We start from the raw sequence: 12,802 nt of genomic DNA on the forward strand, positions 1-12,802 counted from the left end.
ATGAAAGCACTCACGTGGCAGAGCCGGGGCAAGATCACCTGTGAGACCGTGCCCGACCCGAAGATCGAGCACGGGCGCGACGTCATCATCAAGGTGACCGCCTGCGCGATCTGTGGCTCCGACCTGCACCTGATGGGCGGGTTCATGCCGACGATGGAGTGCGGCGACGTCCTCGGCCACGAGACCATGGGCGAGGTCATCGAGGTCGGTAAGGACAACCACAAGCTTAAGGTCGGCGACCGCATCGTGGTCCCCTTCACCATCTGCTGCGGCGAGTGCCGACAGTGCAAGTGGGGCAACTGGAGCTGCTGCGAGCGCACCAACCCGAACGGCAAGCTGCAGGCCGAGACCTACGGCTATCCTCTGGCCGGCCTTTTCGGGTTCTCGCACATCACTGGCGGCTACGCGGGAGGCCAGGCCGAGTACCTGCGCGTGCCCTACGCCGACGTCGGGCCCATCGTCGTGCCCGAGGGTCTCACCGACGAGCAGGTGCTGTTCCTGAGCGACATCTTCCCGACCGCCTACCAGGCCGCCGAGCACTGCGACATCGGTCCCGAGGACACGGTCGCCATCTGGGGCTGCGGCCCGGTCGGCGTGCTCGCGGTCAAGTGCTGCTACCTGCTGGGCGCCAAGCGCGTCATCGCCATCGACAGCGTGCCCGAGCGCCTGGCGCTCGCCCGTGAGGCCGGAGCGGAAACCATCGACCTGTCCAAGGAGAACGTGCAGGAGACGCTGATGGAGATGACCAAGGGGCTCGGCCCGGACTCGGTCATCGAGGCGGTCGGCATGGAGTCCCACGGAGCCGACACGATGCTCCAGAAGGTCACCTCGGCCATCATGGAGCACACCGTCAGCCTTGAGCGGCCCTATGCGCTCAACCAAGCCATCCTCGCCTGCAGGCCAGGCGGCAACGTCTCGATGCCGGGCGTGTTCGCGGGCCCGGTCGGTCCCGTCGCCCTCGGCATCCTGATGAACAAGGGCCTGACCCTGAAGACCGGGCAGACCCACATGGTGCGTTACATGAAGCCGCTGATGGAGCGCATCCAGAACGGCGACATCGACCCGTCCTTCATCATCAGCCATCGCTCCACCAACCTGGAGGACGGCCCGGCCCTGTACGATATGTTCCGGGACAAGAAGGACAACTGCACCAAGGTCGTCTTCAAGCCGCACGGCTGACGCCAACCGGGTCACGGCCGGGTACGGCCTCAACGCGCGAAGGAACGGATGGTGGACGACACACGCGACCTCGCCCTGGTCTTCGCCGGCGGCAATGCCGTCGGCGCCTACCATGCCGGGACCTACGAGGCGCTGCACGGCCACGGGCTCAGGCCCGGATGGGTCGTGGGCGCCTCCATCGGCGCGGTGACGGCCGCCATTATCGCCGGCAACGCTCCAGAGGACCGGGCCGCCAAGCTCCGGACGTTCTGGGACGAGGCGACCCAGGCCACGGGGCCGAGCCCGACCGGGTTGCTCAAGCCGCGCCAGGTCTACAACGGGTTGCATGCGATCCTGGCGCTGGCCGGTGGGCGGCCGACCATCTTCGGCCACCGTTTCCCGGGCCTATGGTCGGCCCTGCCGTGGGTGCCGAACGACGTGGCCCTGTTCGACAACAAGCCCCTGCTGCGAACGCTGGAACGCCTCGTCGACTTCGAGCGGCTGAACCGAGGCGGTACGCGCCTGACGGTCGGGTGCGTCGACATCGAGACCGGCGAGGAGGTCTACTTCGACACTGCCCGCCAGGAGGTCCGGCCGGAGCACATCCTCGCCAGCACGGCCATCCTGCCGGCCTTCCCGCCGGTCGAGATCGGCGGGCGCGTCCTATGCGACGCGGGCTACACCAACAACCTCCCCCTAAACCCGCTCTTCGAGACCGAGCCGGGGCGGGACCTCCTCTGCATCGCCTCCGACCTGTTCTCCCTGAGGGCGCCGCGTCCCGCATCCCTCGACGCGGTGCTGGAGCGGGCCAACGACCTCATCTTCGCCAGCCCGCCGCGCCGGGCGATAGCGGGGCTGAGGCGCGAGTACGCGTTGCGGGAACGGCTCGATCCCGCGGGGCCGGCGGTGACGCTGCTGCACCTCGTCTACCAGGCGGGTGCGGAGGAGCTCGCGGCCAAGAGCTTCGACTTCTCGCCTTCGTCCATTAGCGACCGCTGGACGGCGGGTGTACGCGACGCGGCGCAAGGGCTTGGAGTGTTGAAGTCCGGCAAGAGCGAGAAGGGACGATTCCGGTATCTCAGCCTTCCCGATTGCCCCGACGCCCCGAAGACCGCCGCGCCTCAGGCGGCCTCCGCGGTGGCGTAGCGCCGGCAATGCTGCAGGTAGCCGACCTCGTGGCGACCGGCGAGCTCGACCACGCTCGACCAGAGCCACGAGGGCGCCTGCTCCCCGCCGTCCGTGCCTCGCATGACCTCGTCCCGCCAGCCCGCGCGGGTGGCCTCGTCCATCTGCCGCCCGTGTGCCTTGCCGACGACGTGGGCGAGGTAGTGCGCCGCCCGAACCGCCTCCTCGCGGCTGAACTGGTCGACGTCGAGCTTCAGGTCCTGCGGGGCGAGTTCGCGCATCACTACCGGCTTGCCGATCAGGCTGACCGGCAGCATGCGCTCGCCCAGGTTCGGCGAGAGCGCCCGGGCACCGGTGACCACCCGCTCGGCCGGGTCGGCGGGCATCCTCGCGCCCGTTGCCGCCGGCGCCGCGGGCTCGACGGCCTCCTTGAGGTCGACGAGCGCCAGGCGGCGCTTGCCGCCGTCCTCGATGCGCACGAGGGCGGCGTAGCGCAGGAAACCGAGCGAGGAGCAGCCCTTCATCCAGTAGGCCGCGTCGATCAGGCGGATGTCGGCGTTCTCGCCGCGGCCATTCAGAGCCAGCAGCAGTCCGCGTACCTGCTCCTCCTCGAACAGGTCGCCCAAGGCATCCCGTTCCGTCTCATCGAGCGCCCAGAACTTGCGCCCGAGCGGGATGGAGGGCTCGACGTCCTTCAGGCGTTCGCGGGCGAGGTGCTTCCAGCGACGACCGAGCGCCTGACGCCGCACCGTGCGCACCACGTCAGGCTCCGGCGGTACCCCGTCCCCGCCGGGTCCAGCGAGCCCATTTGCGTAACCTCGGACCATCTCTTCCAGCATTCGCGCCGTGACTACGCCTGGCAGGTCTGAGCCCCGCGCGGCGCTCGCCAGCGGCAGCCCGAGGCGGACGAGGTCGTGCGTCGGGTTGCCGACGACCGTCTGGTCGAGGTCGCGGACCTGTATGTCGACGTGCCCGTCGGCGTCGGCGAGCGGGCCCAGGTTGCCGAGGTGGCAGTCACCGCAGATCCAGACCGGCGGACCCTCCGGCAGGGTGCCACGTGCCAAACCGTCCAACCACTCGTAGAACCGTACGGTGTTGCCCCGGACGTAGGCGTGGGCGGACCTCGCCATTTTCAGCCGGCGCTGCCGCTCCAGCACCGCCGCACGTTCCTCGGGACCATGGCTTCCGGCTTTGGGCATCTTGTCGTCTCACGCACGTTGCGCGGCCCTACTCCCTTGCCGCGCCCATCAACGCACGAGAACATGTGGGCAACGCGCGTCGTTTCGTCTCCTCCGTGGATTACCGGACCGGCTTGTCCGTGCGGGGACTGCGGGGAGAAACGCCCTATGTGGCTCGGGCCGACGCCCCCCGCACCACGCTCCCGGAACCTTGCCGCGCATGATCCAGCCGACCCGCATCAAGCCCCTCAACGACATGCCCTTGCGGGAGCGAGCCGCTTACGTCCTGTACTGGATGGGGCTGTCCCAACGCGTCCACTTCAACCCGGCCCTGGAATACGCCGTCGAGGAAGCCAACAGGCTCGGGCTTCCGGCGCTGGTCTGCTACGGGCTTGCCGAGGGCGTCCCGGAAGCGAACGCCCGCCACTGGGCCTTCCTGCTAGAGGGGATGGCAGAGGTCGGGCCGGAGCTGGCCAAGCGCGGCATCGCCTTTGTCGCCCGACGGCAGACGCCGGTCGAGACGGCCTTGCTCTACGCGGCGGACGCCGCCCTGGTCGTCTGCGACCGCAACTACCAGAAGCCGGTGCGCCGCTTCTACGCCGACTTCGCAGAGCGGGCGCCGTGCCGCGTGATGCAGGTCGAGGGCGAGGTCGTCGTGCCCGTCGAGACTGCCTCTCCCAAGCACGAGGTCGCCGCCCGCACCCTGCGGCCCAAGCTCCGCCGGCTCCTGCCCGAGTACCTCGTGCCTCTGGACGAGCGGCCGGTCGCCCACCGGGCGGACCACCTCCGCTTCGAGAGCACGCTCGACCTCTCTGACGTGCCGAAGCTGGTGGCCGGCCTGAATGCCGACCAGAGCGTGCGGCCGGTGCGGCGGTTCAAGGGCGGCACGGCGCGGGCTGAGGCGACGCTGGGCCACTACCTGGACGCCCGCTTCAACCGCTACGCCCAGGTGCGCGGACGATCCGAGGCGGGGGCGGCCTCGCACATGAGCCCCTACCTGCACTACGGCCAGATCTCGCCGGTCGCCATCGCGCTCAAGGTGCTGGCAGCCGCGACTGGCGGCGAGGACGACAAGACGGCTTACCTGGAGGAGCTCGTCGTCCGGCGCGAGCTCGCGATGAACCACATCTTCTACGAGCCGAACTACGATAGCTACGAGGCCGTCCCTGCCTGGGCCCGCAAGACGCTCGATGCGCACCGGGGCGACGAGCGCCCCTACCTCTACACGCCCGAGCAGTTCGAGCAGGGTTTGACGCACGACCGCTACTGGAACGCGGCGATGATGGAGATGCGCGAGACCGGGTACATGCACAACCACATGCGCATGTACTGGGGCAAGAAGATCCTGGAGTGGTCGGCCTCGCCCGAGGAGGCGTTCGAGACGGCGCTGCGGCTGAACAACAAGTTCTTCATCGACGGACGCGACGCGAACTCCTTCACGAACGTGACGTGGCTCTTCGGCCTGCACGACCGGCCTTGGGGTTCGCGCCCCGTCTATGGCAACGTTCGCTCGCTTGGCGCGGCGACCCTCAAGAAGTTCGACGCCGACGGCTATGTGCGCGAGGTCGAGCGCCTCGCCGCCGTCGAGCGTTCCTGACGAGGCTCCTGGGGATCCGCTCTGGCATGCCAGCACCGGTTTCGGTGACGGGCTTGTACCGGACGCGCTGTTTCGAGCACATAAGCGATTCCGATCCCGCACGGACCCGCCCGCCGGATGCAAGGCCCGCCCGCAACCTCTCCGAACCCATTTCCCGGCGGCGGCGCGATGGCCGTCCGGATGCGGGAGCACGACTGGGACGCGAGCGCACTTGGTCCTGCCACCGCGTGGCCGGCGGAGCTGACCGTCACGGTTCGCACGATGCTCCGGGCCGCCACTCCGATGGCGGTCTACTGGGGTCCGGAGCTCCTCATCCTCTACAACCTCTCATGGGGAGCGCTTGTCGGCGGCAAGCATCCCGGCGCCCTGGGTCGACCGGCGCGGGACGTCTTTCCCGAGGCGTGGCACGAACTCGGGCCGATGTTCGCCCGAGTTCTCGACGGCGGCGAAGCCGTGGAGGTGCAGGACCAGCGGCTCGTCCTCGACCGGAACGGCATGCCCGAGGACACCTGGTTTACCTACAGCCTTAATCCGATTCTCGACGCGGAGGGTCGGGTCGCCGGCATCCTGAACGTCGCGCAGGAGACGACTGGGCGCGTGCGCGCCGCCTCCGGCTTGGTCGAGAGCGAGGAACGGTTCCGCAGCTTCGCGGAGAACTCGGCCGACGTGCTCTGGATCGCGAACCCGGATGGGGGCCGGCTTGAGTACCTGAGCCCGGCCTACGAGCGCGTCGGGGGTGACCGGCGCGAACTGGTGATGGGCGACCTCGCGCGCTGGGCCTCGCTCGTCCACCCGGAAGACCGGGAGCGTGCCTACGCGGCTATGCCGCGCCTGCTCTCCGGCGAGACCCACACCGTCGAGTACCGCATCGTGCGGCCGGACGACGGGGCCGTGCGCCACATACGCGACACGGGTTTCCCTATTCGCGACGCTGGAGGCGGCCTGCGGCGCTTGGGTGGCATAGCGCAGGACGTCACCGCGGAGCACGCCCGGGAGGAGGCGCTTGAGCGCCGCATCGCTGAGAGCACGGCTGAGCACGACCGGGTCTGGCGCAACTCGCGCGACCTGCTGGTGGTGGTCGGCGTCGACGGGGTATTCCGCGCGGTGAACCCGGCCTGGAAGGCGATCCTGGGCCACGACCCGGCCGAGGTGGTGGGACGCAGCTTCCAGGAGTTCATCTGGCCCGAGGACGACGTCGTCACGCGTACGGCACTGACCTACGCGGCCACGGCGGAGGACCTCACGGCCTTCGAGAACCGCTACCGCCACCGGGACGGCACGCCGCGCTGGATCTCCTGGCACACGGCCGCCGAGGGCGACATCGTCTACGCCTACGGGCGCGACGTCACCGCCGAGAAGGAGCGGACGGCGGCGCTCGCCGAGGCGGAAGAGGCCCTGCGGCAATCCCAGAAGATGGAGGCCATCGGTCAGTTGACCGGGGGCGTGGCGCACGACTTCAACAACCTTCTCACCATCATCCGCTCGTCGGTCGACTTCCTGCGCCGGCCCGACCTGCCGGAGGAGCGTCGCCGCCGCTACCTGGATGCGGTCTCGGATACGGTGGAACGGGCCGCCAAGCTCACCGGGCAGCTCCTCTCGTTCGCGAGGAGGCAAGCGCTCAAGGCGGAAGTCTTCGACGTCGTCGCGTGCCTGCGGGGCGTGGCGGAGATGCTCGATACCGTCACCGGCGGGCGTATCCGCGTGGTGACCGAGCTTCCGGACGTCGCCTGCTTCGTGCGTGCCGACCGCAGCCAGTTCGAGACGGCGCTTGTCAACATGGCGGTGAACGCCCGCGACGCCATGGACGGCGAGGGCACCCTGAAGCTGCGCCTGGCGTGCGGGGTGGGCAAGCCCGCCATCCGCGGGCACGCCCCGGTGCCGGGACCCTTCGCCGCCGTGTCGCTGACGGATACGGGCTGCGGCATCCCGCCTGAGGCCGTCGGGCGGATCTTCGAGCCGTTCTTCACCACCAAGGACATCGGGAAGGGCACGGGGCTCGGGCTGTCCCAGGTTTTCGGGTTCGCCAAGCAGTCGGGCGGCGACGTGGGCGTGGCGAGCGCGCCGGGGCGCGGCACCACCTTCACGCTCTACTTGCCCGAGACGGAGCCGGGCAACTCCGAAGGGGTCCAACAGCCCGAGACCGAGGACGCGGCGACCGTCGGCGGAGCCGGCCGGCGCGTGATGGTGGTGGAGGACAACGTCGAGGTCGGGCGTTTCGCGACGCAGATCCTTGAGGACCTTGGCTACGAGACGATCTGGGCGGCTAACGCCTCGGAGGCGCTGGCTCATCTTGGCGGGGCCCGACACGACTTCGACGCGGTGTTCTCGGACGTCGTGATGCCGGGCATGAACGGGGTCGAGCTCGCGCGCGAGATCCGGCGACGGTGGCCGGACCTGCCCGTGGTGCTTACCTCCGGCTACAGTCACGTGCTCGCCCAGGAAGGCGGTCACGGCTTCGAGCTCCTTCAGAAGCCGTACTCCGCCGAGCAGCTCTCGCGCATCCTCCAGCGCGTGGCCCGTGCACCTGTCGGCACGTGAGACGGGGATTCGAACCCGCCGGAGCCGTGCCGTCTCGGTCCTCGGCGGCCCGGGCGGCGGGGCAACCTCAAAGCCATCGCGGCGTTTCCGGGACGCTGCCGCAAACCCGCCATCACGACGCATCATGGCCGACCGGAAACGGCAAACGGCGGGAAGTTCCTCTTGTCAGCCATCGCCTCGACCAGACACGACCCCGGAACATGTCCGAAAGCACCTCGTCCTTGACCACCGCATGCCTGTCGGGAGGCGGACAGATGGGCGCTCGCATGCGCGCCCACGACTGGTCGTCCTCGCCGCTCGGCGCGCCGGAGACCTGGCCGCAGGCGCTGCGCTCGGTCGTGAGCCTGATGCTCGGCTCCAGGTTCCCGATGTTCGCGGCCTGGGGGCCGGAACTCGCCTTCGTCTACAACGACGCCTACGCGGAGATCCTCGGCGACAAGCACCCGGCCGCCCTGGGCCGCCGCTTCCGTGACATCTGGTCCGAGATCTGGGACGCCGTCACGCCATACGTCGACAGCGCCATGGCGGGCGAGCCGACCTGGGCCGAGAACCTGCCGTTCACGATGAACCGGCACGGCTACGACGAGCGGACCTACTTCACCTTCTCCTACTCGCCGATACGCGACGATGCCGGCGTCGTCGGTGGCATGTTCTGCGCCTGCACCGAAACCACCGCCAAAGTGCAGGCCGAGGAGGCCTTGCGCGCCAGCGAAGCCCGCGCCTCGGGCGTGCTGGAGGGCATGGGCGAGGGCTTCATGCTCCTCGACCGCGACTTTCGCATCCTGCAGATGAACGCCGAAGGTTTCCGGCTGGAGGAGCGGTCGCCCGATCAGATCGTGGGCCGCTCGCATTGGGAGGTCTACCCGGGCTCCGAGGCGATGCCCATCGGGCACATGTACCTGCGCGCGATGCAGGAGCGCATCTCCCTCACGCTGGAACACCGCTATGTCTGGCCTGACGGGCACGCCGCCTGGCTGGAGGTGAGGGCCTACCCGCATCCGGAAGGCCTGGCGCTGTTTTATCGCGACGTGACCGAGCGACGGGAGCGCGAGGACGCGTTGCGCGAGGCGGAGGCGCGCTTCCAAACCATCGCCAACTCCATCGATCAGATGGTCTGGTCGACCCGGGCGGACGGCTACCACGACTACTACAATCAACGCTGGTACGACTTCACCGGCGTGCCGCCTGGCTCGACCGACGGCGAGGAGTGGGAGGACATCGTTCACCCCGACGACAGGGAGCGGACCTGGACGGTCTGGGGCGAGTCCCTCGCGTCGGGCGAACCCTACCGGATCGAGTACCGGCTGCGGCATCACACCGGCCAGTACCGCTGGACGCTCGGACGTGCGTTGCCGATGCGCGACGCGTCCGGGCGGGTCACCCGCTGGTTCGGCACCTGCACCGACATCCAGGACATTGTCGAGGCGCGCGAGGTGCTCACGCGCTCGCGCGAGGAACTCGAAGCGCTGGTGACGGAGCGGACCGCCGACCGCGACCGCATGTGGCGGCTGTCGACAGACATCATGCTGGTCGCCCGCTACGACGCCACCATCGAGGCGGTGAACCCGGCTTGGACGACGCTGCTCGGCTGGGGCGAGCGCGACCTCGTCGGCGGTGCTTTCATGGACCTCGTCCACCCGGACGACGTGCCGGCGACGCTTGCCGAGGTCGGCAAGCTTTCGGAAGGCCTGACCACCCTGCGCTTCGTGAACCGTTACCGGCACAAGGACGGCAGCTATCGGTGGCTCTCGTGGACGGCGGTTCCGGCCGAGGACCTCATCCACGCGGTCGGTCGGGACGTCACGGCCGAGAAGGAGGCGGCGCACGCCCTGGCCGAGACCGAGGAGGCTTTGCGGCAATCGCAGAAGATGGAGGCGGTAGGCCAGCTCACCGGCGGCCTCGCCCATGATTTCAACAATCTGCTCACCGGCATCTCCGGCAGCCTGGAGCTGATGCAGACCCGGATGAGCCAAGGCAGGCTGTCGGACCTCGACCGTTACATGGCGGCGGCGCAAGGGGCGGCCAAGCGTGCCGCGGCATTGACCCATCGGCTGCTCGCGTTCTCGCGGCGCCAGACGCTCGACCCGAGACCGACGGACGTGAACGCCCTGATCCACGGAATGGAGGAGTTGGTCCGCCGCACGGTGGGTCCGTCCGTCCACATCGAGGTGGTGGGCTCCGCGGGCCTATGGCCGGCGCTGGTGGACCCGGGCCAGCTTGAGAACGCGCTGCTCAACCTCTGCATCAACGCACGCGACGCCATGCCGGACGGGGGCCGCATCACGGTCGAGACCGCCAACCGCTGGCTCGACGAGCGCATCGCCCGCGAGCGCGACATGCCGCCCGGGCAGTACCTGTCCCTCTGCGTCACGGACACCGGCACGGGCATGGCCCCGGATGTCGCCGCCAAGGCGTTCGAGCCGTTCTTCACGACGAAGCCCATCGGTCAGGGCACCGGGCTCGGCCTTTCGATGATCTACGGCTTCGTGCGCCAGTCCGGCGGTCAGGTCCGCATCTACTCCGAGGTCGGGCAGGGCACGACCGTCTGCCTGTACCTGCCTCGCCACCACGGCGACGTCCTTGCCTCCGAGGACATGCCGGACCTCGCGGGGGCGCCTCGTGCCGAGAGGGGCGAAACGGTGCTGGTCGTCGACGACGAGCCTTCGGTGCGCATGCTGGTGACGGAGGTGCTGGAGGACTTGGGCTACACGGCCATCGAGGCTGCGGACGGCCCCGCGGGACTGAGGGTGGTGCAATCGGACGCTCGCGTCGACCTCCTGGTGACGGACGTCGGCCTGCCCGGCGGCATGAACGGGCGGCAGGTCGCGGACGCGGCCCGGGTGAGCCGCCCGGGCCTCAAGGTGTTGTTCATCACCGGCTACGCCGAGAACGCGGCGGTAGGGAACGGCTACCTCGACCCCGGCATGGAGATCCTCACCAAGCCCTTCGCCATGGAGGCGCTGGCCTCGCGCATCAAGGACATGATCGGGCGAGGCTAGCCGGGGGAGGGGCCCTCCTTCAGGCTGCCAAGCCAAGCCTACCATTCAACGCCGGGTGCCGCAGGCCGGACTGAATTTCGAGACCCGCCGCGCCACCCTCGGACCAGGCGACTGCCGCCGGCATGCGCCCACCGTCCGCCGTCTCGAACTCGACCGCCTCGCCTGAGGCGAGCGGTGGCACGTCGGTGACGCGGGCACCGTGGGACGAGACCTCGACGAGGCGCACCGGGTAGCGGCGGCCCCGCGAGTGCAGGAAGCCCGCTTCGGCGACGGCGATGCGCACGGCGCCGCGGCGCTCCTCCAGGTCGGTCGTGACCCGCTGGACGAATTGGCTCACGGAGCAGGCGAGGTCGGCGGCGACCGCCTTGAGGGACTCGGACGCGGATAGGGCGCTGTCGGCGTGGCGCTGCGTCTCCCGGGTGGCCCGCGAGACCGAGACGGCGCCGGCGTGCGCCTCGGAACTGCCCTGGGCGACCTGTGCCACCGTGCGGGAGATCTCCTGGGTCGCCGCCCGCTGCTGATCTACCGACGCGGCGATGGACGTCGTCAGGGCGTTCACCTCCTGCGTGGCCGAGGCCATCGCGTGGACGGAACCGACGGTGCGGCGCGTCGAGGCCTGGATGGCATCGACCTGGGACACGATCTCGTCAGCGGCCTTCATGGTCTGGCCCGCCAGCGCCTTCACCTCCGAGGCTACGACCGCGAAGCCCCTGCCGGCCGCACCGGCCCGCGCCGCCTCGATGGTGGCGTTCAGCGCCAGGAGGTTCGTCTGGTCGGCCACCGACTTGATCAGGCCCGTGACCGCGCCGATGCGGTCGGCCACGACCGCGAGCTGCTCGACTTCCTCGTTCGTGGTCCGCGCGATCTCCGTCATGTGCGCGATGAACTCGCGGGCCCGCTCGGTCTGACCGGCAATGTCGGAGATGGAGGCGCTGAGCTCCTCGGCGCCCGCCGACACCGAGAGCACGTTCCGCGCGGTTGCCGACGCCGTGGTCTCCGCGTTGGCAGCCTGTACGCTCGACTGCTCGGCGACCCCGTTGAGGGAGAGCGCGGTCTCGCGCATGCCGCTCGTCTCGCGTTCGACCTTGTGCTCGATCTCGACCAGCGCGTCGCGGAACTCGGCGACGACCTCGCCGAGGCGCCGCTGGCGGTGGACCTCCAGGTTGCGGTCCTGGCCGGCGGCGGCCTCGGCACGGCGCTGCGCCAGCACGCTGTCGGCGGCATGACGGGTCGCTTCCTCGGCCGAGGAGAGGGCCTTGGCGAGTTGGCGGGCGGCCAGCACCAGGGCGGCGGCTTCCGTTACGAGGACCAAGGCGTGAAGGACGACGCGCAGGTACTCGGCGCCGTTGGGGAACACGGCGGCCGGGTAGAGCACGTTGAGCGCGAGGTGGTGGACGGCGACGACGCCGGCCGCCACCAGGATCGAGGACCAGCAGCACCATCCGGCGGCGACCGCGAGGGCGGCGAAGAACACCATGTGGACGTCGATCTGCAGGTGCGTGCCGGAGGAGACGAGCACCAGCAGGCCGACCAGCATCATCAGGGCGGCTGACGAGAGATGGCGGGTGATGGCTGCCGCCCGATGCCGCCGGGCAGCCACGAGGGCCGCTCCCGGCAAGAGGAGCGCGAGCGCCGTCACAGGCACCGGCATGACGTCCCGCCACCAGGCGAGCGCCGTGACAAGGGTCGCGAGGGCTCCGAGCGCGCCGGTCATGACCGGCAGGAAGGCGAGGCGGAGGCGGTCGAGGCTGCTGCTGTCGGTCATCACGGCGATGGTCCGGTGAGGGGCGGGGAGGGCCGGTAGCCAGGAAGGCAGGCGCCTAGGGGTCCGGCGGCGAGGACGAGGAGGGCGCCGGCACGGCGCAGGTCGGCGGCGGCGTCACGCCCCGAGGCGTCGAGCATCGCGACGTGCCCTCCGGTGGAAAGCCACAGGATGGGCGCGCCCGAGGCGGCGACGGCCTTGGGGACGGGGGCGTCGGGGAAGAGGGTGATGACTGCGACGGGCTCGCCGGGGCGTGGCGCGAGCGCGAGGGCGGCCGGGACGAGCCCACAGCCGGCGACCAGGGCGCAGGTCAGAGCGGCGGCACGGAGCGACGGGACGGCCGGTGATGGGTTTCGTGCCGTCCGCACCCTCATGCCCGCCTCCATCCAATCCGACCCGACATCCTTAGGCGGGCGAGGTTGACGCTTGCCCCCTTTCCGACGTG

The 12,802-nt window shown here is 69.8% G+C and carries 8 protein-coding genes; 5 read left to right on the forward strand and 3 right to left on the reverse strand.

Translation table 11 applies throughout. From position 1 onward, the window contains the following. Entirely contained in the window at window positions 1-1,179 is a 1,179-nt protein-coding gene (locus DA075_RS18245) for a zinc-dependent alcohol dehydrogenase (protein WP_099954421.1), read from the forward strand. Window positions 1,180-1,227: 48 nt separating this feature from the next. Next, on the forward strand, window positions 1,228-2,304 hold the full coding sequence (locus DA075_RS18250; protein WP_099954422.1) for a patatin-like phospholipase family protein: 1,077 nt from the start codon (window positions 1,228-1,230) through the stop codon (window positions 2,302-2,304). On the opposite strand, the gene DA075_RS18255 is transcribed toward DA075_RS18250, so the two are convergent. Further along, window positions 2,280-3,482 carry a DUF2252 family protein gene (locus tag DA075_RS18255; RefSeq protein ID WP_099954423.1) on the reverse strand — a complete coding sequence of 401 codons (1,203 nt, stop codon included), beginning with the start codon at window positions 3,480-3,482 and terminating at the stop codon, window positions 2,280-2,282. The two genes, DA075_RS18250 and DA075_RS18255, sit on opposite strands and share 25 nt — an antisense overlap. Before the next feature lie 199 nt (window positions 3,483-3,681). Between DA075_RS18255 and DA075_RS18260 the strand changes: the two genes are divergently transcribed. The 3 genes from DA075_RS18260 to DA075_RS18270 all read left to right on the forward strand — a co-directional run bounded on the left by DA075_RS18260 (window position 3,682) and on the right by DA075_RS18270 (window position 10,595). Next, complete coding sequence (locus DA075_RS18260) at window positions 3,682-5,058, forward strand: deoxyribodipyrimidine photo-lyase (RefSeq protein WP_099954424.1); 1,377 nt, start codon at window positions 3,682-3,684, stop codon at window positions 5,056-5,058. Window positions 5,059-5,340: 282 nt separating this feature from the next. Continuing rightward, window positions 5,341-7,596 (forward strand): PAS domain S-box protein, encoded by a 2,256-nt coding sequence (locus DA075_RS18265; protein WP_420813155.1) that lies wholly within the window; start codon window positions 5,341-5,343, stop codon window positions 7,594-7,596. A 200-nt stretch (window positions 7,597-7,796) separates the two neighbouring features. Next, window positions 7,797-10,595 (forward strand): hybrid sensor histidine kinase/response regulator, encoded by a 2,799-nt coding sequence (locus DA075_RS18270; protein WP_099954426.1) that lies wholly within the window; start codon window positions 7,797-7,799, stop codon window positions 10,593-10,595. A 19-nt stretch (window positions 10,596-10,614) separates the two neighbouring features. Here DA075_RS18270 and DA075_RS18275 read toward each other — a convergent pair whose 3' ends face one another. Both DA075_RS18275 and DA075_RS18280 read right to left on the reverse strand, forming a co-directional pair. Next, window positions 10,615-12,360: a methyl-accepting chemotaxis protein gene (locus DA075_RS18275; RefSeq protein WP_099954427.1), complete on the reverse strand. Its 1,746-nt coding sequence runs from the start codon at window positions 12,358-12,360 to the stop codon at window positions 10,615-10,617. Continuing rightward, window positions 12,360-12,731 carry a hypothetical protein gene (locus DA075_RS18280; protein WP_099956662.1) on the reverse strand — a complete coding sequence of 124 codons (372 nt, stop codon included), beginning with the start codon at window positions 12,729-12,731 and terminating at the stop codon, window positions 12,360-12,362. The genes DA075_RS18275 and DA075_RS18280 overlap by 1 nt, the downstream gene beginning before the upstream one ends. Window positions 12,732-12,802 lie beyond the last annotated feature (71 nt).

This window comes from Methylobacterium currus, from assembly GCF_003058325.1.
GTDB classification, from domain to species: Bacteria; Pseudomonadota; Alphaproteobacteria; order Rhizobiales; family Beijerinckiaceae; genus Methylobacterium; species Methylobacterium currus.

Excerpts from the sequence above, each read along its gene's own strand:
- DA075_RS18245 (WP_099954421.1), top strand. The coding sequence starts at position 1 with ATGAAAGCACTCACGTGGCAGAGCCGGGGCAAGATCACCTGTGAGACC.
- DA075_RS18250 (WP_099954422.1), top strand. The coding sequence starts at position 1,228 with ATGGTGGACGACACACGCGACCTCGCCCTGGTCTTCGCCGGCGGCAAT.
- DA075_RS18255 (WP_099954423.1), bottom strand. The coding sequence starts at position 3,482 with ATGCCCAAAGCCGGAAGCCATGGTCCCGAGGAACGTGCGGCGGTGCTG.
- DA075_RS18260 (WP_099954424.1), top strand. The coding sequence starts at position 3,682 with ATGATCCAGCCGACCCGCATCAAGCCCCTCAACGACATGCCCTTGCGG.
- DA075_RS18265 (WP_420813155.1), top strand. The coding sequence starts at position 5,341 with ATGGCGGTCTACTGGGGTCCGGAGCTCCTCATCCTCTACAACCTCTCA.
- DA075_RS18270 (WP_099954426.1), top strand. The coding sequence starts at position 7,797 with ATGTCCGAAAGCACCTCGTCCTTGACCACCGCATGCCTGTCGGGAGGC.
- DA075_RS18275 (WP_099954427.1), bottom strand. The coding sequence starts at position 12,360 with ATGACCGACAGCAGCAGCCTCGACCGCCTCCGCCTCGCCTTCCTGCCG.
- DA075_RS18280 (WP_099956662.1), bottom strand. The coding sequence starts at position 12,731 with ATGAGGGTGCGGACGGCACGAAACCCATCACCGGCCGTCCCGTCGCTC.